We start from the raw sequence: 25,062 nt of genomic DNA on the forward strand, positions 1-25,062 counted from the left end.
ACAAAGTTGTTCTTCTGATTAAGTGAGTATCTTTCAAGCTGTTTGAGTTAGCTCAAACAGCCCAAAGAATCCAGAGTTCGCCTCTGGATTTTTGCTATGTTCAAAAGTTATAAATCTTGTAAATCAACGACTTCCAAACCTTCCTCTGTCAAACGATAGATACTCGTACAAATCTCTTTTAAGAAACGTCTGTCATGCGAAACAGTGACCAGACCACCTGGATAAGAGGCAAAGAGTTTTCTGATTTCGGGTTGGGAAGTGGGAGAGAAATTTCGTGTGGGTTCATCCAGAATGAGAAAGTTTGGTTTGCGCAGAACTAAATCCAATAGAAGTAGTTTGCCTTGTTGCCCACCAGATAAGGAACGGATTTGGTGTTGCATCTCTGGATAACTGAAATTGAGACTGGCTAAGTGGGATTGGATTTTCTGTAATTCCTCTTTTTGCCCTGTCTGGCTGAGAAAGGCTACTGGCGATAGATCCAATTCCAGTTTTTTGTGGTAATCTTGTGGCATATAACCAAGCGAAATTTCTCTTTTGTCGCTTAGGAGTTGTTGCAACTTGGCTAACAGAGTCGATTTTCCAACACCATTGGGCCCGATAATACCGATTTTATCTTGACTACGGACAATTAGTTGTAACTCCTGAGCTAAAATGCGCTCGCCAATGGACAAATTTTCTTTTTCCAGTTGGATTAAGACTTTAGAAGCCGCTAATGGTTGTATATGTGAGAAGAAGAGTTGGATTTGTTCCTCTTTAAGTGGCTTTTGCGTCATAGAATGAGCTGTTTTCTCAAAGCGTTTTTCTTGAGAGAGAACAGTTTTCATCTTTTTAGCTAATAGGCGCCCAGCTGTACTGTCTTTGGTAGTACGAAGCACATTTTCTACATTTTGCTTGACTCGGCGATGCTTTTCCATGGTTTTGTCATAGGCTCTTTGGTCGTTAGCAGCTTGCTGGCTTTGTCTTGCAAAATTAGCCTTTCTCTGCTCACTATAGCGATCATAGTCTAAATGCTCGACTAGTGTTTCCGCTTCTTTTCGATGCTTGACTAACCGCAAGTGGACAATAGTATCAGCCGTTTGAGAAAGAAAGTCTTCATCATGGGAAATGAAAATAACAGTTTGCCTAATCTTTCGAATCTGACCTTTTAGCCAATCAACCGTCTCAAGGTCTAGGTCATTTGAAGGTTCATCTAAAAATAGAATCTCAAAAGGTTTTGCTAACTCGTGAATGAGCTGAATTTTCAAAGCTTCGCCCCCTGATAGACTGCCAATTTCTTGGTCGCTAGCAAAACGGTCGCTATCAAAGTGCAATTCCTCCGCCAAGCGATAGAGAATGCTGTAGTCTAATTCAGTAGAATCCAAAAAGAAGTAGTCGTGTAGAGTCCTATTTTTCAGGATTTCAGGGAGTTTTTGAGGAATGTAGGCTAGTGATTGAAGGTCAGATTGGATATCGCCCCTGATAGTAAAATCAGGTAATGCTTCCCCCATTAAAGCTCGTAGTAAAGTCGATTTACCATTTCCTTCTTCACCAATAATAGCAACCTTTTCCCCGTCTTGGATGGTCATGCTTAGATCAGATACAAGATCTCGTAGATCTTTGTTTTGCGTGATGGTTAGATGATTGATTTTTATCATATTGTTGCCCTTTCTAGAATGTCGATAGTGCATAACAAAAAGCTCTACTTTATCTAGTAGAGCCCAAAGTCACTGTCCAAAACTCTATTATCCTCGTTGAAAAACTCGTCAAACTAGCTTGGAGCTGCCTACCCCAACCCAAGAGGAGCATAGCTTTCTAGTTTTTTGATTTTCAATGGGGACAAGATACTAGAAAATCTAGTATAAAAAGAGCACACAAAAAGAGACAAAAACAAGATCTACTAAATAAAGATTCTTTATTTGATAGACTTAGTTGTTCATGTCTCCCTTACCTCCGAGTATTAGTACCTCTATCCTATACCTTTCAGGAAATTTTGTCAATAGAAAACAAGTAATTTCAAGCTCTAAAATCCGAAAACAGGCCCGTAGAGAGTCAATACGTGTTTGACATGTTCGTAGTGGAACTTGTCATAGTTGCGCCAAGCGGTGCGTGCTTGATCATTCAGTTTTAGACTACCTAGTCCAATCAGAAGACTGGTACGTTGGTAAAATTTCTCAAGATTGATTAAGATACTGTTGTCCAGCTTTTCTGCTGTTTTTAGTTCCTTAAGAGTGGTGTTCAGCAGCTCTTGCAGTCGAAGATCATCGGCTGTTCCTTGTTTGCAGCTTTGGTAGCTTTTATTTAACTCGGAAAGGAGTTGGTAAGCTTCAGTGATGAGTGCTTTGTCTTCCATATGAGCATCCTCCTTGCTCTGATGTATTCTTGCCTATAGTATAGCACTAATAGGAAAATTTGTCATAGTAAATATGTTAAAAAATGAGATTTTAATATCAAAGTTTGGGAGGCTGACTTATAGCCTTTTCATGGTATAATCAAGTGAGTACATCTTTATGGAGGAAATATGAAGTTAAACATTCAAGAAATTCGTAAGCAACCTGAAGGCCTACACTTTGAACAAGCTTTAGACCTGGCAGCAGACTTGCGTAAACGAAATCAAGAGATTTTAGATGTCAAAGATATCCTTGCAGTGGGAAAGGTGCAGTACGAAGACCGTTTGTATTTCTTAGACTATCAGCTATCTTATACCATTGTTCTTGCTTCCAGTCGCAGTATGGAGCCAGTTGAGTTGGCTGAGTCTTATCCAGTCACAGAGGTCTTCATGGAAGGAGCGACCAATCAACTGGACCAGGAGGTTCTTGATGATGACTTGGTCTTGCCTATCGAAAATGGGGAAATCGACCTTGCTGAGAGCGTAGCAGATAATATTCTGCTCAATATCCCTATCAAAGTCTTGACGGCAGAAGAAGAGGCGGGCCAAGGTTTTGTGTCAGGAAATGACTGGCAAATCATGACTGAAGATGAATACCAAGCTCAACAAGCAGTCAAAAAAGAAGAAAACAGTCCATTTGCTGGCTTGCAAGGACTGTTTGATGGAGACGAGTAGATGGTTTTATCCAAGAAACGTGCCCGTCATGTCATAGAGGAAATTATTGCCCTGTTTCCAGATGCTAAGCCTAGTCTTGATTTTACCAATCATTTTGAACTCTTGGTTGCAGTGATGTTGTCAGCCCAGACGACAGATGCAGCGGTAAACAAGGCCACGCCAGGTCTCTTCGCTGCCTTTCCGACGCCACAAGCCATGTCTGTAGCGACAGAGAGTGAAATTGCTTCACACATTTCTCGCTTGGGACTGTATCGAAATAAGGCTAAATTCCTTAAAAAATGTGCCCAACAGTTACTAGACGATTTTGACGGTCAAGTGCCTCAGACACGAGAGGAATTAGAAAGTCTAGCGGGTGTTGGTCGTAAAACAGCAAATGTCGTCATGAGTGTGGGGTTTGGAATTCCTGCTTTTGCAGTGGATACTCATGTGGAGCGTATCTGTAAGCATCACGATATCGTTAAAAAATCAGCTACACCACTTGAAGTAGAAAAACGTGTCATGGACGTCCTACCACCAGAAGAGTGGTTAGCAGCCCACCAGGCCATGATTTACTTTGGACGAGCTATCTGTCATCCCAAAAATCCAGAATGCGATCACTATCCCCAATTATATGATTTTAGTAATGTTTAAGGGGACTCGGAAAAAGTTTTTGCTTGATTTTAAGGGTGCTTTGTGCTATAGTAAATGGTAAATAAATAGTCCTTTAAACCTGTCCCGTGAGGCAGGCAAGGAGCGCGATAGAGTAGAAGGGTGAAGTCTATACTGTTTACAGTAGGGCTCGCTTGGCTATACATTTCAAGTCTCCTTGTAGAAGGAGACTTTTCTTTTTGGAGGTTTGTCATGAAGACAAAAGAAGTTGTAGACGAATTGACTGTCAAACGAGCGATTACGCGAATTACTTATGAGATTATCGAGCGCAATAAAGATTTGAATAAAATTATCTTAGCTGGGATAAAAACGCGTGGTGTTTTCATCGCTCATCGTATCAAAGAACGTTTGGAGCAGTTGGAAAACATCACTGTTCCAGTTGTTGAATTGGACACCAAACCTTTCCGTGACGATGTTAAAAGTGGAGAAGATACTTCTTTGATTTCTGTTGATGTGACAGACCGTGAAGTTATCTTGGTCGATGATGTACTCTATACAGGTCGTACCATCCGTGCTGCTATCGATAATATTGTTGGTCATGGTCGTCCTGCGCGCGTGAGTTTAGCAGTTCTCGTCGATCGTGGACATAGAGAATTGCCTATCCGTCCAGATTACGTTGGGAAAAATATCCCAACCAGTCGTTCTGAAGAAATCATCGTAGAGATGACAGAACTTGATGGTCAAGACAGAGTTCTGATTACTGAAGAAGCTTAGAAAGCTGAAGGAGTAGCCATGTCAGAAAATCAACAAACATTGAACCATGTGGTTTCCATGGAAGACCTTACAGTTGATCAAGTGATGAAATTGATCAAACGAGGAATCGAGTTTAAAAACGGAGCCCAACTTCCCTACGAGAACAAACCTATCGTGTCTAATCTCTTCTTTGAAGATTCTACACGGACACATAAGTCCTTTGAAGTGGCAGAGATTAAGCTAGGATTGGAGCGACTGGACTTTGATGTGAAGACTAGTTCGGTCAATAAGGGTGAGACACTGTATGATACCATCTTGACACTGTCTGCACTTGGAGTGGATGTCTGTGTGATTCGCCACCCAGAGGTCGACTACTACAGAGAGTTGATCGCGAGTCCGTCGATTACGACTTCCATTATCAATGGTGGAGATGGTTCAGGTCAACATCCTAGTCAGAGCTTGCTTGATTTGATGACTATTTATGAGGAATTTGGTCACTTTGAGGGGCTCAAGGTTGCTATTGCAGGCGACTTGGACCACTCACGTGTCGCCAAATCAAATATGCAGATTTTGAAACGCTTGGGAGCTGAACTTTACTTTGCAGGACCTGAGGAATGGAGAAGCCAAGAGTTTGCGGACTATGGACAGTTTGTAACCATTGATGAGATTGTTGATCAGGTAGATGTTTTGATGTTGCTCCGCGTTCAACATGAACGCCACGAAAGTGGAGCGGTCTTTTCAAAAGAATACTACCATGCTCAACACGGCTTGAACCAAGAACGCTATAATAGATTAAAAGAAACAGCAATCATTATGCATCCTGCTCCAGTTAATCGAGATGTGGAAATTGCTGACCACTTGGTTGAAGCGCCAAAATCACGCATTGTCCAACAAATGACCAACGGTGTCTTTGTTCGAATGGCAATCTTAGAATCCGTATTGGCGAGTAGAAACGCCAACTAAAACACAAGACGTTAAAAGACGCCAGTGAGCGTCCACGAGAGGTGAAAATATGACAAAAAGACTTCTAGTATTAGAAGATGGCACAGTTTTTGAAGGCAAGGCCTTCGGAGCAGATATTGATGTAACAGGCGAAATCGTCTTTAATACAGGGATGACCGGCTATCAAGAATCCATTACAGACCAGTCTTATAATGGACAAATCTTGACCTTTACCTATCCTTTGGTGGGAAATTATGGAATTAACCGTGATGATTACGAATCCATTATTCCGACTTGTAAGGGAGTTGTCGTTTTCGAAGAAGCGCGTAGAGCAAGTAACTGGCGCAACCAAATGACCTTGGATGAATTTTTGAAAGCTAAGAAAATCCCTGGTATTTCAGGAATTGACACCCGTGCACTTACCAAGATTATTCGTAAGCATGGTACTATGCGTGCAACCTTGACTCATGTTGGAGACAGTATGGACCATGTGACGGATCAGCTCCAAGCAACAGTCCTTCCGACAGATAATATCAAGCAGGTTTCTACTAAAACTTCATATCCAGCTCCTGGAGTTGGTTTGAGTGTGGTCTTAGTAGACTTTGGGCTCAAGCACTCAATCTTACGTGAACTTTCCAAGCGCAACTGTAATGTGACCGTCGTTCCGTACTCAACAACGGCGGAAGAAATTCTCCACCTCAATCCTGATGGAGTTATGTTGTCAAATGGTCCAGGTAACCCAGAAGACGTTCCAGAAGCACTGGACATGATTCGTGGTGTGCAAGGAAAAATCCCAATCTTCGGAATTTGTATGGGGCATCAACTCTTTGCTATGGCAAACGGGGCAAAGACTTACAAGATGAAGTTTGGTCACCGTGGCTTTAACCATGCAGTACGTGAAATTGCTACAGGTCGTATAGACTTCACCAGCCAGAACCATGGTTATGCAGTCAGCCGCGAGGATTTGCCAGATCATTTGATCATTACCCACGAAGAAATCAATGACAAATCAGTTGAAGGAGTTCGCCACAGATACCAACCAGGTTTTTCTGTACAATTCCACCCAGACGCAGCTCCTGGTCCGCACGACGCAAGCTACCTCTTTGATGAATTTATCGAGATGATGGAAGCTTTTAAACAAGCAAACTAAAGACGAGTAAAAGCTCGTCGGAGAATTTATGTAACTGAACACGGACGGAAAGCTCGGAATTTAGAGAAACCAACTTGGATTGTCAATCCTTCCTTGGTTCCCTAAAATTCAGTCGCTTTCTATTCGTCCTTTGTATCTTATTTAATGTCGCTCTGTGAGGCGACGAATAGAAAGGCAGGTCGTTTCTTTTAGTCGCTATTGAGCGAACTAAAAACTCCCTGCACTAGATTTTTTATCGAAAAATATCGTTTCTCTAAAAAATCGTCGGAGAATTTATTTAATGGCAACCAGAGAGTTGCCGAATAGAAAGGAGAAGGGTGGTCCGTATTTGCTGAACTGAATACGGGCTACGGACGGTGCTAAAAAGATAGTTATTCCTAGAACTGATAGTTCTTCGTCATAACTCCTATTTTAGCTTTGCCCGCTTGACGCCCTTAATATCTTATAAATGCCTAAACGTACTGATATTCAAAAAATTATGGTGATTGGTTCTGGTCCGATTATTATTGGTCAGGCTGCTGAGTTTGACTATGCTGGGACCCAGGCCTGCTTGTCTTTGAAAGAGGAAGGCTATGAGGTTGTCTTGGTGAACTCAAACCCTGCAACCATCATGACGGATAAGGAGATTGCCGACAAGGTCTACATCGAACCGATTACACTTGAGTTTGTGACGCGTATTCTCCGTAAGGAACGTCCAGATGCCTTGCTTCCAACTCTTGGAGGCCAAACAGGGCTCAATATGGCCATGGAATTGTCTAAAAATGGTATCCTAGATGAATTGGGAGTAGAACTTCTCGGTACTAAATTATCGGCCATCGACCAAGCGGAGGACCGTGACCTCTTTAAACAATTGATGGAAGAGCTTGAGCAGCCAATCCCTGAATCTGAAATTGTCAACACAGTGGAAGAAGCTGTTGCCTTTGCGGCGTCAATCGGCTACCCTGTCATCGTCCGTCCAGCCTTTACCCTAGGTGGTACTGGTGGTGGTATGTGTGCCAATGAGGAAGAATTGCGTGAAATCGCTGAAAATGGTTTGAAACTGTCACCTGTTACCCAATGTTTGATTGAGCGTTCCATTGCAGGTTTCAAGGAAATTGAGTACGAGGTTATGCGTGACTCAGCTGATAATGCCCTTGTTGTTTGTAACATGGAAAACTTTGACCCAGTTGGGATTCACACAGGAGACTCCATCGTATTTGCCCCAGCACAAACCATGTCAGACTATGAAAACCAAATGCTTCGTGACGCGAGCTTGAGCATTATCCGCGCTCTCAAGATTGAAGGTGGATGTAACGTTCAGTTGGCACTTGATCCTCATAGCTTTAAGTATTATGTCATCGAAGTAAACCCTCGTGTATCTCGTTCATCCGCCCTTGCTTCTAAGGCGACGGGTTATCCAATCGCTAAATTGGCTGCTAAGATTGCAGTAGGATTGACCTTGGATGAGGTTATTAACCCAGTTACAGGATCAACCTATGCTATGTTTGAACCAGCGCTTGACTATGTTGTTGCTAAGATTCCTCGTTTCCCATTTGACAAGTTTGAAAAAGGTGAACGCCGTCTCGGAACTCAGATGAAAGCGACTGGGGAAGTCATGGCCATTGGTCGTAACATCGAGGAATCTCTTCTAAAAGCCTGTCGTTCACTTGAAATTGGGGTTCACCACAATGAAATGCCTGAACTGGCAACCGTTTCTGATGATGCCTTGATTGAAAAGGTTGTCAAGGCCCAAGATGACCGTCTCTTCTACGTATCAGAAGCTATTCGCCGTGGTTACACACCAGAAGAAATCGCTGAGCTTACGAAAATTGATATCTTTTATCTTGATAAACTCTTGCACATCTTTGAAATTGAGCAAGAATTAGGTGCCCATCCACAAGATCTAGAAGTCTTGAAAACTGCTAAACTTAATGGTTTCTCAGACCGTAAGATTGCGGAACTCTGGAAAACGACAGCTGACCAAGTTCGCCAACTACGTTTGGAAAACAAGATTGTTCCAGTCTATAAGATGGTCGATACCTGTGCGGCAGAATTCGACTCTGAAACACCATATTTCTATTCAACATATGGATGGGAAAATGAGTCTATCAAGTCTGATAAGGAATCTGTCCTTGTCCTAGGTTCAGGTCCAATCCGTATCGGTCAAGGGGTTGAATTCGACTATGCAACTGTTCACTCTGTTAAGGCGATTCAGGCTGCTGGCTACGAAGCCATCATCATGAACTCAAACCCAGAGACCGTTTCAACCGACTTCTCTGTATCTGATAAACTCTACTTTGAACCATTGACATTTGAAGATGTGATGAATGTCATTGATTTGGAACAACCAAAAGGAGTCATCGTTCAGTTTGGTGGTCAAACAGCTATCAACCTTGCGGAGCCCTTGGCAAAAGCAGGTGTGACCATCCTTGGTACCCAAGTCGCTGACTTAGACCGTGCCGAAGACCGTGACCTCTTCGAGCAAGCCCTCAAAGACTTGGATATTCCACAGCCACCAGGACAAACGGCTACCAATGAAGAAGAAGCAGTGCTTGCTGCTCGCAAGATTGGCTTCCCAGTCCTCGTTCGTCCATCTTATGTCTTGGGTGGACGTGCTATGGAAATCGTCGAAAACGAAGAAGACCTTCGTTCTTACATGCGTACCGCTGTTAAGGCCAGTCCAGACCATCCAGTCCTTGTCGATTCTTACATCGTTGGGCAAGAGTGTGAAGTCGATGCCATCTCAGACGGGGAAAATGTCCTCATCCCTGGTATCATGGAACATATCGAACGTGCCGGTGTCCACTCAGGTGACTCAATGGCCGTTTATCCTCCACAAACCTTGTCGCAAAAGGTTCAGGAAACCATCGCAGACTACACCAAACGCCTAGCCATCGGCCTTAACTGTCTTGGGATGATGAACATCCAGTTTGTTATCAAGGATGAGAAAGTATACGTCATTGAAGTAAACCCTCGTGCAAGCCGTACGGTTCCATTCCTTTCTAAGGTAACCAATATCCCTATGGCACAGGTAGCAACTAAGCTCATTCTTGGTCAAAGTCTCGAAGAACTTGGTTACCAGGATGGACTTTACCCAGAAAGCACTCGCGTTCATATCAAGGCTCCAGTCTTCTCCTTTACGAAACTAGCTAAGGTAGACAGCTTGCTCGGGCCTGAAATGAAGTCAACAGGGGAAGTTATGGGTTCTGATACTACTTTGGAAAAAGCTCTTTACAAGGCCTTTGAAGCTTCCTACCTACACTTGCCAACCTTTGGAAATGTGGTCTTTACCATCGCTGATGATGCCAAAGATGAAGCCTTGGACTTGGCTCGTCGTTTCCAAAATATCGGTTACGGTATCCTCGCGACAGAAGGAACTGCAGCCTTCTTTGCTAGTCATGGACTGCATGCCCAGCCTGTTGGTAAGATCGGTGATGATGAGAAGGATATCCCAAGTTTTGTCCGCAAAGGGAAAATTCAAGCAATCATCAATACTGTTGGAACCAAACGAACTGCTGACGAAGATGGTGAGCAAATTCGCCGTTCGGCTATTGAACACGGTGTGCCCCTCTTTACAGCCCTAGATACAGCTAATGCCATGCTCAAGGTGCTGGAAAGCCGTAGCTTTGTCACAGAAGCAATCTAATTGAGAAAATATTTTCATAGTTTTAAAGCCAGCGTCAGAAAACGCTGTCTTTTGCAATACTGATATTGCCTATTTCAACTATTATGCTTTCCTTAAGAATCATTCTAAAATGTGATATAATAAGGATGAATTGGAAATGGGAAATTATTTTCATTATATTTTCAAAAATTCCATTAAAAAAAGTAAAGACAGATTAGAAAGTGTAAAATTCCGATGTCTTCTTACAAAAAAGTCTCTCTTTCTGAGATCAATCAATCTATTGAAACTCCCAATAACAATCATTTTTGGCAAAATCTAAAAGCATTTTTAGGACCTGGAGCTCTTGTAGCAGTTGGTTATATGGATCCTGGAAACTGGATTACTAGTGTGGTTGGTGGTGCTTCCTACAAATATAGTCTCTTATTTGTTATTTTGATTTCATCCATCATTGCTATGCAGCTACAACAGATGGCTGGAAAGCTCGGTATCGTAACTAAGATGGACCTAGCACAGGCAACTGCACATCATGCTCCCAAATGGCTTCGCTATAGTCTTTGGGTGATTTTAGAATTAGCTTTAATGGCGACAGACTTAGCCGAGGTTTTAGGCTCAGCGATTGCCTTAAATCTTTTATTTAAAATACCGATTATGGTCGCTATCCTCTTAACCGTTTTAGATGTATTTCTTTTGTTGTTGTTGATGAAATTTGGCTTCAAAAAAATTGAAGCCATTGTGACGACTCTTATTTTAACCATATTAGCCATCTTTACCTATCTGGTGGCCTTATCCAATCCAAGTATTCAGGGTATCTTTGGTGGTTATTTACCGACTCCAACATTATTTGAAACACCATTGCCTGGTCATGAAAGCCAATTGACCTTGGCTCTAGGAATTGTAGGAGCGACAGTCATGCCCCATAATCTCTATCTTCACTCCTCTCTTTCTCAAACAAGGAAAATCAATCACAAAGATAAGAAGGATGTTCGAAAAGCCGTGCGTTTTATGACCTGGGATTCAAATCTTCAGTTGTCCCTAGCCTTTATTGTCAATTCCTTGCTTCTTATTTTAGGGGCATCTCTCTTTTTTGGTCATGCATCTGAAATTTCAGCATTCTCCCAAATGTACAATGCTTTACAGGATTCGACAATAGCAGGAGCGATAGCTAGCTCAACTCTGTCAACTTTGTTTGCTTTAGCCCTTTTAGCAAGTGGTCAAAATTCGACCATTACAGGTACTTTGACAGGACAGATTGTCATGGAAGGATTTTTGCATCTGAAATTGCCTCAGTGGATGATCCGTATCGGTACCCGTATTTTTGCCTTGCTCCCTGTGATTATAGTCGCCGTCTTGTTTGGACATCAAGAAAAAACCTTGGATCAGTTATTGGTCTATTCACAGGTCTTTCTGTCAATCGCTCTTCCGTTTTCAATCTTCCCCTTAATTTATCTGACCTCTAAGAAGTCACTGATGGGAGAATTCACCAATGCTAAGTGGAACACCATCCTAGGTTACGCAGTTTCAATCATCTTGACCATTCTCAATATCAAGCTTCTTTTCGATATTTTTTAAACTCGTTTGAAATCAATTATAGTGTCAGCGTGAAGCTTGACAAATAGAAAGTAGTAGGGGTTGGTTCATAAAAAGAAGTAAAAAAAAGAACAGTGGTAACTGTTCTTTTTCTTATTATTTGAGACCGTATTTTTTGTTGAAACGATCCACGCGTCCATCTGCTTGAGTGAACTTTTGACGTCCAGTGTAGAATGGGTGTGAGTCTGATGAAATTTCCACACGGATCAATGGGTAAGTTTCGCCTTCGAACTCAACAGTTTCGTTAGAGCGTTTTGTTGAACCGCTAAGGAATTTGTAACCAGTAGTTGTGTCCATGAAAACAACTGGGCGATATTCTGGATGGATATCTTTTTTCATTTTGCAATATTTCCTTTCTGCCATGGTCTCTTTGCGAGCCATAGATTGTTACCATACTAGTCTATCAGATTCTGATAAGTTTGGCAAGTCTTTTCCCTGATTTTATTAAAAATCTTGATAAAAAATCACTCCAGTGTTTACTGGAGTGAGGGTAGAAGAATGATTAGTTCTCTTGATTTGGAGCTTTTTCCTCTTGTTGATTTTTTACTTCTGTTTCTTTAACTGGTTCTGTGTTTTCTTCTGCTAATTTTGCTTCTTTTTCAGTTTCAGTAGGTTCTGTTTCAGTTGATTCTGTTACAGTTTCAGCTTCAGCCTCTGTTTCTGTAGGTTCGGCTACTGGTTCAGCTTCTGTTTTTGTTTCAGATTCAGTAGTTTCCTCTTTTACTGGTTCTGCATTTTCTGCTGCTGATTCAGCCTCCACATTAGCTTCTTCTTTTTGCTCGGTTTCCTCTTTAGCTGTCTCTGTTTTTTCAGCTGTAGTTTCTTCTTTTTTACGTTCTTGAGATTCTTTTTTGATTTCTTCGACTGCAGTTTTAACGGTAGAGCTTGTTACACGTCCGACAGTTTGAGCAAAATCTTTACCAGACTCAGCTAATTCAGTAAATGACTCTTTTGTAATTTTACCACCTGACATTGCCAAGAGACCAGTTACAACTAATGCAATGCTAGCTAGAATAGCTAAAATCAAACCAAAGCCGATTGAAATGCCATATCCACCAAAGTTAGACATGTATTTATTTACATTAAAGAGACTATTTAGTGTGACGAGAGTTGCAATTGCACCTGCAACAATGACACCAATTGAGAACCCTTTAGGCATTGCTTTATTCATATTATTCAAGCATGCAAGAACAATAGATACAATAGCAGCGATAATGACAAACCACCCATCACCTTGGTAACCATTCACACTATAGGACCCAAAAGCACCTGCATTTAAACTAGCCCATGGCAAGAGTGAACCAAGAATGGCTACTCCAGCAGAAATGAGAATATACAAACGATTTTTTTCCATTATTAAGTCTCCTTTTATTCAGTTTGATTTATTATACCATAAACTGAGGTACAAAGAAACCGTATATTTTAAGAATATAGCATATAAAATGCCAAGAAAATTCTTTCTTAGCCTTGGTGAATCTGTAGAGCCTCTTTCAGTTCTTTGTATATTTGTTCGTTTTCTTCTAGACTATAGGAATTGGCGCCACTGGCTAATGGATGCCCTCCCCCGTCGTGTCGTTTGGCTATCTCATTGATAGGAGTGATTTTACTACGCATTCGCACACGGAAATGACCATCAGCTTGCTCAACAAAGATAGCCCAAGCCTTAACGGTATCAATTCGACCAGGTGCTCCGACAATCGCAGCCGTTTCAGCATCCGTAACCTTATAATTTTTCAAGATGTCTTGAGTAAGCAGAACGCGTGCAGCTCCATTCTCATCAACTTCTAAATGATCATAGACATACCCTTGCAATTTTGCAATCTTGAAGCTCATGGTATCCATTTGACGAGACAGTCCAGCAAAGTCAAAATCAATTTCTCGGAGCTGGCCAGCTATTCTAAAGGTACGGGCACTAGTTGACGGGTAGAGAAAACGCCCTGTGTCCCCGACAATTCCTGCATAGAGAAGTCGTGCCGCTTCACTAGACAAAGCTAGCTGATTTTCTTGAGCAAATAATGCAATCATCTCACTGGCACTGCTTGAACTTGTATCCACCCAAGATAGGTCACCGTAGATATCATCATTTGGATGGTGATCGATTTTGATGGTGAAAGCAGCTTGTTCGTAGCGTTTATCATCGATACGAGGACGATTTGCTGTATCACAAATAATAGCAAGAGCTCCTTGGTAGTCACTGTCTTGGACAGTATCCATTTCCGCCATCCAAGTTAGAGTTGGTTCGTTAAAACCGACTACTTTGATAGTTTTTTCTGGGAAATGGTGTGTGAGAAGAGCCTTTAAACCTACCTGGCTCCCTAAGGCATCTGGATCTGGTTTCATATGACGTTGAATGATAATGGTATCGTATTCTTTGATTTTCTCTAATATTTGCTGGCAAATTTCCATAAATAACCTCAATTCTTTCTCATTTCATTGTAGCACAAGAATTTTTATTTTTAAAATGAAAAAGATATGATATAATGGAGAAAGATAAATTGAGGAGGACGTTATGGCATTAGCAAAAATTGTATTTGCCAGTATGACCGGTAATACCGAAGAAATTGCAGATATTGTAGCAGATAAATTGCGTGACTTAGGATTGGATGTCGATGTGGATGAATGTACGACTGTTGACGCTTCAGACTTCTTGGAGGCGGATATTGCAATCGTTGCGACTTATACTTATGGAGATGGAGAATTGCCAGATGAGATGATGGACTTCTACGAAGACCTAGCAGATCTCAACTTGAATGGCAAAATCTACGGAGTGGTCGGTTCAGGAGATACCTTCTACGACGAATTCTGTAAGGCTGTTGATGACTTTGATCGTGTTTTTGTAGCGACAGGAGCAGAAAAAGGTTCAGAGTGCGTTAAAGTTGATCTTTCTGCTGAAGAAGAAGACATCGAACGTTTGGAACAATTCGCAGAAGAATTGGCTGCAAAAGTAGGATAAGAATCAAACTGCGCTGACTGGAAGAAGTCAGTGCGTTTTTTTATTAATTTTTTTGTGATTTTACTAGCCTATTTGGTGGCTTTTTGATACAATAATTCAAATAAAGGAGGAGACACCATGGATTTAGATATTATTCGGCAAGAAATTGATCAAATCGACGACCAAATCGTCAAGCTCCTGGAAGAACGGATGCATTTGGTTGAGGGAGTAGTTGCCTATAAGAAAGCCTCAGGAAAACCTATTTTAGATACTAAGAGAGAAGAAATCATTTTTGAAAAAGTCAGAAATAGAGTAGAAGATAAGCGCTATCAGGAGACCATTGTTGCTACTTTTTCAGACATTCTCAAACGTTCGCGTGATTATCAGGATCAAAACATTAAATGAAAAAAGAACAATTTTATCCGCTAGGAATTTTTCTGGCTGCAATGGTGGGGGGCCTTGTCCGCTATCTGGTTTCCACTTGGTTACCAGCCAGTCCAGATTTTCCTTGGGGGACCCTTCTTGTCAACTATCTGGGCATTTTCTGCTTGGTCTATCTGGTGAAAGGCTATCTGGTCTATAAGGGAACTAGTAAAGGCTTGGTTTTAGCACTGGGGACAGGATTTTGTGGTGGCTTGACAACTTTTTCTAGCCTAATGCTTGATGCAGTAAAACTGCTCGATACTGGGTGTTATCTTAGTTTAGGTATCTACCTACTTTTGAGTATTGGCGGAGGCCTGCTCTTGGCTTATGTTCTAGGGAGGAAGAAATGGTAGTCGTTTATCTTGCAATCGCCTGTGGCTTCGGAGCCCTAGTGCGGTATTTCTTTTCCCGCTATAATCAATCCTCGAAATTGCCCCTAGGAACTCTCATAGCTAATCTTCTCGGCTGTTTTTTGATTGGCTTGCTCTACAACCATGTGGAGTCTAAGGAAGTCTATGCTATCCTCGCGACAGGCTTTTGTGGTGGGTTGACGACCTTTTCAACCTTGAATGACGAGCTGCAAAGACTGTTAAGCGATAAGAAGGTGTTTTATAGCTATTTTCTCTTAACTTACTTAGGCGGTTTTCTAGCGATTTTTTTAGGAATTCTGCTATAAATTTCTTTACTTTTAGGTGGAAATTTGGTAAACTGTATCTTGTGTGTAATGGACGCACAAAAATACAGTTTATCCGCTGAGGAAGGTTCCTCAAGATTGACAAAGATAGGAGAATAAAATGAATCCATTAATCCAAAGCTTGACTGAAGGTCAACTTCGTACAGATATCCCATCATTCCGTCCTGGTGACACTGTTCGTGTACACGCGAAAGTTGTCGAAGGTAACCGTGAACGTGTTCAGATCTTTGAAGGTGTTGTTATCGCACGTAAAGGTGCTGGCATCTCAGAAAACTACACAGTTCGTAAAATCTCTAACGGTGTAGGTGTTGAGCGTATCTTCCCAATCCACACTCCACGTGTTGAAAAGATCGAAGTTGTTCGTTACGGTAAAGTACGTCGTGCGAAATTGTACTACTTGCGTGCACTTCAAGGTAAGGCAGCTCGTATCAAAGAAATCCGTCGTTAATTCGACTAAAAAACTCTGCTTACCCAGCAGGGTTTTTCTCTAGCTCCCTTAGTTCAATGGATATAACAACTCCCTCCTAAGGAGTAGTTGCAGGTTCGATTCCTGCAGGGGGCATATAAAGAAGCGTAAAGAAAAAAAAGAATATTTAAAGTGTTAGTTTAAAGGCAATCATCACAAGTTAACTTTTTAAAATAGGTTAGTATTTTTGGAATTTTTGACCAAATTGTGACCAAAATTTGACCAAATATTTGTTTTGATTTTGATGATTATGAAGTTAAGTAGATCATAGGAGTAAGGCTTTATAGGTATAAGTTATTTATGTTCGCTATGTTAGTTAAATAATTAATTTTTGACTTGTTTATCTCTGTTTAATGTAAATTAGTTGTGAGAAACACCCACATTTTATATACAAATATGTAAAATGTAGGTGTTTCGCCCTTTCGCCTTAGTAGATAAGAAAAGGGAACTGACGGCTGTGGTACAGTCAATGATACTTCTTAGAAGGTAGCTAGAGTGAGATAGTGAGGTCTATGTGTTGTATGGTCGTGTGTGAGAGTAAAATCTTGCTAATGCCTTTGGGTAAGAAAGAGGGGATATTGAGTTATCCTTAAATTTGTGACCTTGGCGAAGGTAGTAAGCTGAGAAGCTGAAAGTATGCGAAGATAAGAGCATACATTTTATATTGCTATATTCTATTGAAAAAAAACGTAAAAAGGCTTTGAAATAAGCCTTTTTATTTTGCAAAAAAAAATTAACAATAACTAGATTTTTATAAAACAGGTTTTGTCCTGATAAGAATTGAAAGTATTGTTAGTTTTCACAAGGGAATCTATTGAGTTCCTTTATGTAAATTAACAATATGAGTAGAGGTGTAGAAAAGAGAAAAGAGGAAGCAAAATGATTAACGTATCAAAAGCATTGATTTTGTATAGAGAAAGAAACAATAAGTCAGAAGATGATTTAGCAAATTATCTAGGTATTCAAAAGAAAGCGTATAAACGCTATGAAAGTGGTGATCGTGAGCCTAGCATTGATAAACTTTATAAGCTAGCAAAGTATTATAATTGTACGATAGATGATTTTATCAATGTAGATGAAAAATTCACTGTGAAGCGTGAAGAAGTATTGTCTACAAAAGATTTAGACAATCTAGGTTGTCACCATCAATTTCTCATGGACTGGTAACAATGTTGACTAAAGGAAAAAGTTATGAAGAAACTATTCGCTTTTCTGATGATGATAAGACAAAATACGTTCATAAGAGTGAAGTGAAACGATTCTTACTCGACCTAGCAGAGAAGATTTAGTAGTAGGAAAGAGGTGTGTTAAGATCGAAGAGTATGGTTATAAGGAGGGTTTGAGGACATATTCCGAAGAATGGATCATAAAAGAGTATAACCGAATCTATAGTCGATTCTGCTGGAATTTGAAAATCTATGCTCATGTAAAAAATGGTGCTGATGTATATGTATCTTCAAAAAAATGTTGTGATGATTTGTATTATCAGTTGTATGCTGTAGGTCAACTTACACGAAGTTATTACAGTAAAATTATGTCTAAGATTGAAAGAACCTATAATCGTTTTAGAGAAGATGGAGTGATTATTGAATTTTAAAATAATAAAATTTATTTTTAAAGAGATATGATATAATGTATATAACATTTTTAAAAAAAGGGGATATTTGAATGAAATATAAAAAGTCAATAGCTTTTTTATCTACTGCTATATTGTTGGCATTTAGTAGTGTTGTTCATGCTGATTCTGCAAGACAATCTAAGATTAAAGAATTGGATAATCAAAGAAGTGAACTTGCTAAGAAGAATGGTGTTACTGGCTATCTAGGTGATGGTCGTTGGTATTCACTTGTTGAATCTGAGAATAAGGTTGATACCTTGAAGAAACAAGTTGAAGCCTTGAAAGTGCCATATAGTGAAAAGAATACTATTAAGGTAAGTCCTGCTTATGTTAAAGCATTAAAGGATAATTTTGATGATAGTAAGAGTGAACAAGAACGAGATCAGGCAGAAGAAATTCTGAAAAGTGAAAGTGCGAAGTTAGCTTTACAGAAAAATGACTTTGTAACTGTTGGTTCAGATAAAGCTGAAGTTTATGATCTTGATAATCTTCCAAAAGAAGTATTGATTGAATTGAACTATTTTGCCTTTGATATGATAAATCAAGTAAGAAGGCAAATGGGAACTAAGGAACTAGTTCTTGCTGAATCGTCTATTGATTTTGCTAGTAAACTGTCTGTTAAAATGCAAAAAGCAGATAGAAGTGTAGAGTATTGGCACTATGTAAAAGGAATCAATGAGGTAGCTAGAGAGTATGGGTTGCCTACTTCTACTAAGGAAGATGAAGAAAAAAAATATGGTGCTCAATATTATGAAAATGGCGCAGGTACGACTCAGGGTTTATATGATGTTACAAAAGCACAATTAAAACGTACTATTTATAATGCCATTTTAGATTTTATGTATAATGGTTATGAATACTATCATGCTCAATCCATTGCTGGAGTGAATTGGGGGAAGCCGAATAATGTAGATTATTTTGGTCTTTCAATTTTCTTGTTGAAAGATGGAACTCAAATGAGTTTTATTACTGTTTCGGACAAGCAAATTTCAAAATCAACTAAGAATAATTTTAGTACAAAAACTCCTGTGAATACTACAGAAAGTAACAGAAAATCAACTCTTGGCAAGAAAGAGAAAGAGTTGGAAGTAGAAAAAGGGAAGTTGGAAAAACTAAATACTTCTTATAAAGAATATGAAAAAATCTCTAAAGAAATTGATAAGTTAAACGAAGAAGAAGAAAAAGAAAAGGAGAAAGAACGTAAAGCGAAAGAAGCCTTAAAAGAGAAAAAAGGTTGGATAAGAGAAGGAAACGATTGGTATTTCTATAAGAATAATCAACCTTTAAAAAACACATGGGAAAGTGATTATTGGTTCGGTTCTGACGGGAAAATGGCTACCGATTCATGGGTAGACAATGGTCGCTATTACGTTGACAAGTCAGGAAAGTATGTTCAAAATAAAAATCAAAAGTATGGTTGGGTTCAAGAAGGAACAGTATGGTATTTCTATAAGAATAATAGGCCTATAAAAAACACATGGGAAGGTGATTATTGGTTCGGTTCTGATGGAAAAATGGTTACGGATTCATGGGTAGACAATGGTCGATACTATGTTGATGGTACTGGACGATATGTTCAGAATAAAAAACCTGCTCAGACAAAACCAACTCCATCAAAGGAGAAGCAGGTAGAGAAAAATCCAACTAAGCCTGCTCCTGCTATTTCATTTAAGAAGAATGGCTGGATTCAAGAAGGTAAAACGTGGTATTTCTATAAGAATAATCAACCATTGAAAAATACATGGCAAGGTTCATATTATTTGAAATCAGATGGAAAAATGGCTGTGAGTGAATGGGTTTATGACTCATATTATCAAGCATGGTACTATTTGAAGTCTGATGGAAGTTATTCACGTAGTGCATGGCAGGGTTCATATTATCTGAAATCTAATGGTAAGATGGCAGAAAGTGAATGGGTTTATGATTTATATTATCAAGCATGGTACTATTTGAAATCTGATGGAAGTTATTCACGTAGTACATGGCAAGGTTCATATTATCTGAAATCTAATGGTAAGATGGCAAAAAGTGAATGGATTTACGATAATTATTATAAAGCATGGTTTTATTTGAAGTCTAATGGTATCTATGCTCGTTCTGAGAGGGTACAAGGCTATTGGGTTGATGATTTAGGTAGATGGAAATAGATTAAGAGTCAGTTTTACTGGCTCTTTTTTTGTAGAAAAGGAGAAAATATGATTGTAGTTGTTTATAAACTCTCTCGTTCACCATCAAGTGATTGAGAGTTTTAATTTGTTATAAATGTTTTTAGAAAAGGAGATAAATAATTAAATGTAAAAAGGACAAGAATATAAGGCTTATGGTTCAATCCGTAAAATGAAAGTTGGTGGTGCTTGTGGAGTTATCCTTGCATTTGAAATGTTGGGTATGGTAGTTTCTACAGGTTCGGTTTCTGCAGAAACTAAGGCAAACTTATTTATCTTTTGAAATTATTGCTAATTCTAAAATGAAATAGACAAAAACCGCTCAGCAGAGCGGTTTTCGTCTATTCTTGCCTTTTTACAATACCCAGGTACGGATGGCATGGGCTACGCCAGATTCGTCATTTGTTTTGGTGATGTATTTGGCGATTTTTTTGAGTTCTAGATTTCCATTTTCCATAACAACAGGATTACCAACAACTTCCAGCATGGCACGGTCATTTTCTTCGTCACCGATCGCCATGGTTTCATCTTTGGTCAATCCTAATTTTTCAGCTAAGTGAGTAATAGCTGAACCCTTGTCTACATTTTTTTTAAGGAGTTCAAGGTAGAAAGGAGCAGATTTGTTAATAGAGTAGCGCTCGTAAAATTCTGCTGGTATCTTTTCAATCGCAGCATCGAGAATTTCTGGTTCATCGATAAACATACACTTGACGATTTCCTTGTCAGCCATTTCTTCAGGAGTACGGTAGAAAATAGGCATGCTGACGAGGGTTGATTCGTGCACCGTGTATTTTCCGATATTGCGATTGGCAGTATAGATACCGTCCTTAGTAATAGCATGCATGTGAACACCGAGCTTACGACTGAGGAATTCCATATCCAGATAATCCTCATAGGTCAAGGATTCGCTGATAATCTCATGGCCAGTAGCAGTTTCTTGGACAAGGGCACCGTTGAAGGTTACAACATAGTCACCCTCGTCTCTCAACTGCAAGTCGTCCAGAAGTTTGGCAACACCTGCAACGGGACGACCCGTTGCAATGACGACTTTGACACCAGCTTGTTTGGCATCTTGGATGGCAGAAAAGACTTCCGGAGTGATTTCTTTTTTACTGTTAACCAGGGTACCATCGATATCGACGGCGATTAGTTTAATACTCATAAATTTCCTCTATTCGTTCTTATTTGGGGTAAAATGATCGTTCTCAATCAAGTGTAAAAATTGCTGGGTAATGCTTGCGAAGATACTGTTTTGATCCAACATTTCTTTCGGAAAATAGAAACGATTGTCTCCATGGCGACTGCCAGCAAGGGATTGGACGATAGGGGACAGGCTAGAGAGTTCTGCCAGTTCACCATTTTTCTGTAGAATCTCAATCTGTGTCCGTGGATTTTCAGATTCGGGACGATAGATATCATAAGGGAGGTCAAAGTTCTTATGAATGGCAGTATAGTAGTCTGGATCAAAACCGATTTCTTCAACCAGTTGTCTCATGGTTGCGAGTTGGTCTTGGTCTTCTTGTGAAAAGGTGATGGATTTAAAGACCTTGCGGTTGACAAAGCGTTGCGACAAGTCAGCGAGAATCTTGTCAGGACTGGTCATCCAGAGCTGGAAGTAGGTATTCATCACGCCATCATCAAGAGCCAGATAGTCAGCGAGAGTGACTTTCTTCTCGAAAAAAGGGAGGAGATGTGGAGAAGTGCGTGCAAAGAAGTCCTTGTCCTCGGGGTAGAGCTCCTTGGCACGTTTGAGGAGATTCTGCAGGAGAACTTCCATGGCACGTGTTGCAGGGTGGAAATAAACCTGCATATACATCTGGTAGCGACTGAGAACATAGTCTTCGATGGCATGCATTCCATTGCGCTGAAAGGCGATCCCATTTTCGACAGGACGGATGACTCGGAGAATGCGAGTCAGGTCAAATTCCCCATAAGATGCTCCTGTAAAATAGGAGTCGCGCAAGAGATAGTCCATACGGTCCGCATCGATCTGACTAGAAATGAGCTGCACGACCTGCTTGTTAGGGTAGGTATGGTCGATGACACTAGCCACCTTTTCAGGAAAGTCTGGCGCTACTTGTAGCAGAACTTGGTGAATCTCTGTCTCAGGACTTTGGATGATTTCCTGGGTAATGGCCTCATGATCTGTATCAAAGAGATTTTCAAAAGTATGCGAGTAGGCACCATGCCCAAGGTCATGAAGGAGCGCAGCGGTCATGGTCAAGAGAGACTCAGCAGGATCCCATTCTTCAGGATATTTTTCTTCAAAAATCTCCGTGATACGTCGAGCAATCTCATAGACTCCCAAACAGTGGGAAAAGCGACTGTGCTCACCACCATGGAAGGTATAGCTAGAAGTTCCTAGTTGTTTGATACGGCGCAGACGTTGAAATTCTTTTGTATTGATCAAGTCGTATATGATCTGATTATTGACGTGGATATAGTTGTGAACTGGGTCACGGAATACTTTTTCATTCATATGACCATTATAGCAAAATCCTGCTCTTTTTGGTAAAATAGTAGGACAAGAGACATGAAAGAGGATTTGATGTGAAGATTCGGATGCGAAATAGGATTCAGTTTGATGAACAATTGGAAGTCATTGACCAACTTTATGACGTGGAAGTGCGTGAAAAAGGGGATTATAGCTATCTGCTTTTTTATAATGAGGAAAAAGAAAAAGTGGTTCTCAAGTTTCATGAAGAAGAACTAGTGATGACCCGTTTCTCGAATCCCAAAACCATCCTGCGTTTTCTAAAGGATAGTGATAGTTTAGCCTATATTCCTACTCCAATGGGGATGCAGGAGTTTATCATTCAAACGAGTCACTACAAACTGGATAGGCAAAAGATTGAGCTAGCCTATCAACTACAAAACCAAGAGGGACATCCCTTTGCTAGCTATCAATTAGAAATTACTTGGGGATAAGAAAAAGGTTGGCGAGAGCCAACCTTATTTGATATAGAGTTCTTGGTTTTTTAGGACAATTTCACCTACACTTGCAAACTTCTTGAGTTTTTTAAGTTCTTCAGGATGGGTTACGAGAGTGATAACATATCCCTCTTTGCCCATGCGACCTGTACGGCCAGCACGATGGGTATAGGTTTCCATATCTCTAGGAATATCAAAGTTTACGACACATTCTAGACTATCGATATCAATTCCACGAGCCAGAAGGTCAGTTGCAAGGAGCAAGGTTAGCTGCTTGTCCTTAAACTTTTCCAAGATAACTTTTCTAAACTTGACATTGACATCGCTAGCGAGAGAAACAGCTAAGATATCCCGATACTGTAGTTTTTCCTCTGCGCTTCCAAGGTCTGAGAGGCTGTTAAAGAAGACTAGACCACGGAAATCCTCAACATGAGCTAGTTTTCGTAGCATATCCACTCGGTGACGTTGGTCTACCTGCATGTAGAAGTGTTGGATGTTATCTAACTTTTGATCCGAGAGATCAATGGTGCGCGTGTTAGGTGCAATCTTATCTTGGTCGAATTTGGTAGTTGCACTCATGTAGATGAGTTGGTGGTCACGAGGTGCGTAGTGGGTAATCTTCTCAACAAAATGAATCTGAGAATCATCAAGCAGCTGGTCGAATTCATCAAGAATGATGGTTTCCACGTTCATCATCTTGATTTTTTTCAATTTGATTAGTTCAAAGATACGACCAGGTGTTCCAATCAGAATTTCTGGCCCTTTTTTAAGGCGTTCAATCTGGCGTTTCTGACTGGAACCTGATAGGAAGAGCTGAGCAGTTAAGCCAATGGCCTCTGCCCAGGTTTTACATACGTCAAAAATCTGCCCAGCCAGTTCTGTATTTGGTGCTAGGATCAAGAGTTGTTGGGCTTTTTTCTTTTGTAGTCTGAGAAGACTTGGCAAGAGGTAAGCGAGGGTCTTACCAGTTCCTGTTGGGCTCACTCCTAGGAGGTTTTCTCCAGCAAGTATAGGCTCAAATAGTTGAGTTTGAATGGGGGTAAATTCTTGGAAACCGAGTTGGTCACTCAATTCCTGCCATTCAGTCGGTAGTTTGGTTTTCATTTTTCTGCCTCAAATCTAATGCCAGCAGTCTGGCGCATGGTATAGAGTAAATCATGAACAGAGCCTGCATCATCCAGCCATTTCTGGTAAAGTGTCTGGTTTGGTTTCTGGATCATCTGTGCAAATGCAGCAACTTCCTCAGTCATCGTATGAGGAGCCTGTTGGATAGGGAGCTGGACTTGATTTCCTTGGTGGTCGCTAAAAATAGATGAGCGGACATGTTCAATCGTGTTAAGGGTCAAGGTTCCATCTGATGTGTAAATCTCACAAGGAAGATTGGAAGTGATGTTTTTCCCAGCCTTGATATGAACTTGAAAGTTAGGGTAGAAGAGGATACCATCTCCATTTAGGTCAATGCTATTGTTAAGCTGTTTAGCCTGATAAGTCGCGTCCTGAGCCTTTCCAAAGAGGCGAATAGCAGCATAGAGAGGATAAATCCCCAAATCCATAAGGGCTCCACCAGCAAAACGATCTGAAAAGACATTTGGCGTCTGTCCAGCCAATAAGTCAGGCATCTTGGAAGAATATTTGGCATAGTTGAAATCTGCTCCCCAAATTTGCTTGTCTGCCAAAAAATTCTTGATAGTGGTAAAGGCTTCCTCGTGGTAATTACGAGCTGCCTCAAAGATAAAACAGTGATTTTTCTCAGCTGTCTGTCTCAAATTCAGCCATTCTTGTGGCTGAGTGACAGCTGGCTTTTCAAGAATGACGTGCTTACCAGCAGACAAGGCAGCCTTGGCTTGAACAAAATGCAAGGAGTTTGGACTGGCGATATAGGCCACATCAAAGGAAGACTTAAAGAAGTCTTCTAATTGATCAAAGAGTTGGATATTTTCATAGCGAGAAGCAAAGGTTGCGGCAGTTTCTAGTTTTCTAGAATAGACTGCAACCAGCTGGTATTCTCCACTAGCATGGGCTGCTTCTATGAAATGATGGCTGATAGCCCCTGTTCCGATGATACCTAATTTAAGCATAAATACTCCTTTTCCGACTTCAAATCCTTCCTTCATTATAACATAGAAAAGAAGGACTATCCAACAGATGGTAAAAATTTTCAAATGGACT

Annotated in this window: 24 protein-coding genes and 1 tRNA gene; 16 read left to right on the forward strand and 9 right to left on the reverse strand. The window is 40.4% G+C overall.

Features of this window, described 5'->3' with window-relative positions; genetic code table 11:
• Nucleotides 1-107: 107 nt before the first annotated feature.
• Together A0739_RS07770 and A0739_RS07775 are read right to left on the reverse strand one after the other, a co-directional pair.
• The gene (locus tag A0739_RS07770) at nucleotides 108-1,667 is read right to left on the reverse strand and encodes an ATP-binding cassette domain-containing protein (protein ID WP_061587591.1); all 1,560 of its coding nucleotides are present in this window, start codon (nucleotides 1,665-1,667) and stop codon (nucleotides 108-110) included.
• A 332-nt stretch (nucleotides 1,668-1,999) separates the two neighbouring features.
• Nucleotides 2,000-2,329, reverse strand: a complete 330-nt coding sequence (locus tag A0739_RS07775; protein ID WP_061587592.1) for a hypothetical protein — start codon at nucleotides 2,327-2,329, stop codon at nucleotides 2,000-2,002.
• 168 nt (nucleotides 2,330-2,497) lie between these two features.
• Between A0739_RS07775 and A0739_RS07780 the strand changes: the two genes are divergently transcribed.
• From A0739_RS07780 to A0739_RS07810, 7 genes are all read left to right on the forward strand, one after another.
• Nucleotides 2,498-3,040, forward strand: a complete 543-nt coding sequence (locus A0739_RS07780) for a YceD family protein (RefSeq protein ID WP_000773190.1) — start codon at nucleotides 2,498-2,500, stop codon at nucleotides 3,038-3,040.
• Nucleotides 3,041-3,670 carry an endonuclease III gene (gene nth / locus A0739_RS07785; RefSeq protein ID WP_000244437.1) on the forward strand — a complete coding sequence of 210 codons (630 nt, stop codon included), beginning with the start codon at nucleotides 3,041-3,043 and terminating at the stop codon, nucleotides 3,668-3,670.
• 210 nt (nucleotides 3,671-3,880) lie between these two features.
• The gene (pyrR, locus tag A0739_RS07790) at nucleotides 3,881-4,402 is read left to right on the forward strand and encodes a bifunctional pyr operon transcriptional regulator/uracil phosphoribosyltransferase PyrR (protein ID WP_000850018.1); all 522 of its coding nucleotides are present in this window, start codon (nucleotides 3,881-3,883) and stop codon (nucleotides 4,400-4,402) included.
• 18 nt (nucleotides 4,403-4,420) lie between these two features.
• Nucleotides 4,421-5,344 carry an aspartate carbamoyltransferase catalytic subunit gene (locus tag A0739_RS07795; protein ID WP_061587593.1) on the forward strand — a complete coding sequence of 308 codons (924 nt, stop codon included), beginning with the start codon at nucleotides 4,421-4,423 and terminating at the stop codon, nucleotides 5,342-5,344.
• Nucleotides 5,345-5,393: 49 nt separating this feature from the next.
• Entirely contained in the window at nucleotides 5,394-6,473 is a 1,080-nt protein-coding gene (locus tag A0739_RS07800; RefSeq protein WP_000166844.1) for a carbamoyl phosphate synthase small subunit, read from the forward strand.
• 448 nt (nucleotides 6,474-6,921) lie between these two features.
• On the forward strand, nucleotides 6,922-10,098 hold the full coding sequence (gene carB / locus A0739_RS07805) for a carbamoyl-phosphate synthase large subunit (protein ID WP_061587594.1): 3,177 nt from the start codon (nucleotides 6,922-6,924) through the stop codon (nucleotides 10,096-10,098).
• A gap of 213 nt (nucleotides 10,099-10,311) precedes the next feature.
• On the forward strand, nucleotides 10,312-11,646 hold the full coding sequence (locus tag A0739_RS07810) for an Nramp family divalent metal transporter (RefSeq protein WP_033629962.1): 1,335 nt from the start codon (nucleotides 10,312-10,314) through the stop codon (nucleotides 11,644-11,646).
• A gap of 114 nt (nucleotides 11,647-11,760) precedes the next feature.
• Here A0739_RS07810 and A0739_RS07815 read toward each other — a convergent pair whose 3' ends face one another.
• The 3 genes from A0739_RS07815 to A0739_RS07825 form a co-directional block, all read right to left on the reverse strand.
• Complete coding sequence (locus A0739_RS07815) at nucleotides 11,761-12,003, reverse strand: type B 50S ribosomal protein L31 (protein ID WP_000710762.1); 243 nt, start codon at nucleotides 12,001-12,003, stop codon at nucleotides 11,761-11,763.
• A 163-nt stretch (nucleotides 12,004-12,166) separates the two neighbouring features.
• Nucleotides 12,167-13,018 (reverse strand): hypothetical protein, encoded by an 852-nt coding sequence (locus A0739_RS07820; RefSeq protein ID WP_061587595.1) that lies wholly within the window; start codon nucleotides 13,016-13,018, stop codon nucleotides 12,167-12,169.
• Nucleotides 13,019-13,125: 107 nt separating this feature from the next.
• A complete protein-coding gene (locus A0739_RS07825; protein WP_061587596.1) occupies nucleotides 13,126-14,070 on the reverse strand; it encodes a DHH family phosphoesterase in 945 nt (314 codons plus the stop codon).
• A 103-nt stretch (nucleotides 14,071-14,173) separates the two neighbouring features.
• On the opposite strand from A0739_RS07825, the gene A0739_RS07830 reads away from it, so the two are divergent.
• From A0739_RS07830 to A0739_RS07870, 8 genes are all read left to right on the forward strand, one after another.
• Nucleotides 14,174-14,617 carry a flavodoxin gene (locus A0739_RS07830; protein ID WP_001162125.1) on the forward strand — a complete coding sequence of 148 codons (444 nt, stop codon included), beginning with the start codon at nucleotides 14,174-14,176 and terminating at the stop codon, nucleotides 14,615-14,617.
• Nucleotides 14,618-14,734: 117 nt separating this feature from the next.
• On the forward strand, nucleotides 14,735-15,001 hold the full coding sequence (locus A0739_RS07835) for a chorismate mutase (RefSeq protein WP_061587597.1): 267 nt from the start codon (nucleotides 14,735-14,737) through the stop codon (nucleotides 14,999-15,001).
• Entirely contained in the window at nucleotides 14,998-15,372 is a 375-nt protein-coding gene (crcB, locus tag A0739_RS07840) for a fluoride efflux transporter CrcB (RefSeq protein WP_061587598.1), read from the forward strand. The genes A0739_RS07835 and crcB (A0739_RS07840) overlap by 4 nt, the downstream gene beginning before the upstream one ends.
• Nucleotides 15,366-15,695: a fluoride efflux transporter CrcB gene (crcB, locus tag A0739_RS07845; RefSeq protein ID WP_061587599.1), complete on the forward strand. Its 330-nt coding sequence runs from the start codon at nucleotides 15,366-15,368 to the stop codon at nucleotides 15,693-15,695. Before crcB (A0739_RS07840) ends, crcB (A0739_RS07845) begins: the two co-directional genes overlap by 7 nt.
• 118 nt (nucleotides 15,696-15,813) lie before the next feature.
• Nucleotides 15,814-16,161 carry a 50S ribosomal protein L19 gene (rplS, locus tag A0739_RS07850; RefSeq protein ID WP_001068670.1) on the forward strand — a complete coding sequence of 116 codons (348 nt, stop codon included), beginning with the start codon at nucleotides 15,814-15,816 and terminating at the stop codon, nucleotides 16,159-16,161.
• Nucleotides 16,162-16,203: 42 nt separating this feature from the next.
• A tRNA-Arg gene (locus tag A0739_RS07855) sits at nucleotides 16,204-16,275 on the forward strand.
• Nucleotides 16,276-17,058: 783 nt separating this feature from the next.
• Complete coding sequence (locus A0739_RS07860) at nucleotides 17,059-17,346, forward strand: helix-turn-helix transcriptional regulator (RefSeq protein ID WP_231082580.1); 288 nt, start codon at nucleotides 17,059-17,061, stop codon at nucleotides 17,344-17,346.
• Between the two features lie 501 nt (nucleotides 17,347-17,847).
• Nucleotides 17,848-19,944: an SEC10/PgrA surface exclusion domain-containing protein gene (locus A0739_RS07870; protein WP_061587601.1), complete on the forward strand. Its 2,097-nt coding sequence runs from the start codon at nucleotides 17,848-17,850 to the stop codon at nucleotides 19,942-19,944.
• A 373-nt stretch (nucleotides 19,945-20,317) separates the two neighbouring features.
• Here the strand turns inward: A0739_RS07870 and yidA are convergent, their stop codons facing one another.
• Nucleotides 20,318-21,124, reverse strand: a complete 807-nt coding sequence (yidA, locus tag A0739_RS07875; RefSeq protein WP_061587602.1) for a sugar-phosphatase — start codon at nucleotides 21,122-21,124, stop codon at nucleotides 20,318-20,320.
• A 9-nt stretch (nucleotides 21,125-21,133) separates the two neighbouring features.
• On the reverse strand, nucleotides 21,134-22,441 hold the full coding sequence (locus A0739_RS07880; RefSeq protein ID WP_061587603.1) for an HD domain-containing protein: 1,308 nt from the start codon (nucleotides 22,439-22,441) through the stop codon (nucleotides 21,134-21,136).
• A gap of 71 nt (nucleotides 22,442-22,512) precedes the next feature.
• Between A0739_RS07880 and A0739_RS07885 the strand changes: the two genes are divergently transcribed.
• Entirely contained in the window at nucleotides 22,513-22,890 is a 378-nt protein-coding gene (locus A0739_RS07885; RefSeq protein ID WP_082243838.1) for a YwiB family protein, read from the forward strand.
• A gap of 24 nt (nucleotides 22,891-22,914) precedes the next feature.
• Here A0739_RS07885 and A0739_RS07890 read toward each other — a convergent pair whose 3' ends face one another.
• Nucleotides 22,915-23,997 (reverse strand): DEAD/DEAH box helicase, encoded by a 1,083-nt coding sequence (locus A0739_RS07890; RefSeq protein WP_061587605.1) that lies wholly within the window; start codon nucleotides 23,995-23,997, stop codon nucleotides 22,915-22,917.
• On the reverse strand, nucleotides 23,994-24,971 hold the full coding sequence (locus A0739_RS07895; RefSeq protein WP_061587606.1) for a Gfo/Idh/MocA family protein: 978 nt from the start codon (nucleotides 24,969-24,971) through the stop codon (nucleotides 23,994-23,996). The genes A0739_RS07890 and A0739_RS07895 overlap by 4 nt, the downstream gene beginning before the upstream one ends.
• Nucleotides 24,972-25,062 lie beyond the last annotated feature (91 nt).

Source organism: Streptococcus oralis, assembly GCF_001588645.1.
Lineage (GTDB): Bacteria > Bacillota > Bacilli > Lactobacillales > Streptococcaceae > Streptococcus > Streptococcus oralis_AB.